Raw genomic sequence first — 1,451 nt, forward strand, 5'->3', positions numbered from 1 at the left:
GAGCCACGCAATGAACGCTGCGAGCGCGCTGTGGTAAATCACAGATGCCCAATAGCCAATGGGATTGCCAGTACGAGTCACATAGAGCTTGCTGAACTTTTGAAGCTCCTTGATTTCGCCAGTCCAAAGGCCAAAAACGACGACCACGACCATTCCGATTGCCAAAGCAAGAATTGGAATCAGTGCCACTCGTGCAAGCCAGTGTCCGTATCGATTAGACCAAGCGTAATGCCTGGCAAGGTTTTCCGAATTTCTATCGAGTTGCTCCCTGGCCTCGGCGAAGCTCCGGTCCAACTCCTCGCCCATGGCCTCAAGATTTCGTCTTGTGGCTTCATCATGCGATTGCGCTCGCGAAAGGTTCGCAAGATTCTGCTTCTGCGCTGGCGAAATTTGAGGTAACGGACGAGACATCTCTGCAACTTGACGTTTGACTTAACTGCACCGCCGCAGGCAGGTCCGCTTGAAGGAAGGGCCAGGCATCATTTCGCACGCCCTGAAAAGAAGAAGCGGATGACCAGCATTGCCAGTCCCGCAAGCAGCATATAGCGACCAACTCCCTTCTGGGCATCAGAGGAGTCGTCCTGGTTGATGTCTTGAAGCGTGCTGGGTGCTTCAGGCAGGTAGCGGACCGTCATGGTGGATGGGACAGAGTTGCTGCGCAAGGCACGGCCAAGCTCCGCAGCAACGCCGACTTCAGTCCGAATTTCGCGACCGTCTTCCGTCGTGAAGCGAACATGCGCTGTGTACAGGCTGTCAGCATGGCTATTCTTCTTCTCCTTCCACTCCAGCTTGGTTACCTCGGCTTTTGTCGTCTTGCCGTGATCGCGCAATGCCGAAAACTTGGTGGCGTTCCTGTGACCGGCATACATGAGAAAGATGCCAAACACAACAAGACAGATCGCGACAACTCGGCTACCTAAGATTCGAAACATCGGTGGCTCCTTAGGCCTAACGTAAAAATGATCGGACCACCAACAAATGCGGCGGACCCACGTCCTGCTGTTGTGGCTCCGCGCCGGTTGATATCTTATGCGGCGTGGCGTGTCGCGACTTCATATGCTACCCAAACCAGGAATGTAGCCAGGACGACGCCGAAAAACAAGATGCCGGCTTGCCGGGGTATGTCCGGTTCATTGAAGGGTTAGACGCCATTGCTAAACGACTCGACTGCTGTCCGATACGCGGCCAGTGGCTCCGAAGCACCTGCTATGGCGCGGCCGATGACGATGTGAGTGGCGCCTGCCCTGGCCGCCGCAGCAGGAGTGGAGATGCGCACCTGGTCTGTGGCTGCCGGCTGGGAAAGCTGAATGCCGGGGCAGACGATGAGTACCCCGGCAGGCAAGGAACCACGCAAGCAGGCGGCCTCCTGGGCGGAAGCCACGATACCGTGGCAGCCTGACTTGCAAGCCAGCGAAGCGAGGCGGAAAACCTGGTCTTTGACTGATGGTGCG

The 1,451-nt window shown here is 56.6% G+C and carries 3 protein-coding genes; all 3 read right to left on the bottom strand.

Going from position 1 to position 1,451, the window contains the following annotated elements:
- The coding region (locus AC1D1P_RS23240) for a hypothetical protein (RefSeq protein ID WP_477674620.1) at positions 1–411 on the bottom strand (411 nt) is incomplete at its 3' end.
- Between the two features lie 68 nt (positions 412–479).
- Positions 480–932, bottom strand: a complete 453-nt coding sequence (locus tag AC1D1P_RS23245; RefSeq protein ID WP_477674621.1) for a DUF3592 domain-containing protein — start codon at positions 930–932, stop codon at positions 480–482.
- A 209-nt stretch (positions 933–1,141) separates the two neighbouring features.
- The coding region (locus AC1D1P_RS23250; RefSeq protein WP_477674622.1) for an orotidine 5'-phosphate decarboxylase / HUMPS family protein at positions 1,142–1,451 on the bottom strand (310 nt) is incomplete at its 5' end.

It is taken from the genome of Polaromonas sp. P1_E1_2, assembly GCF_056406035.1.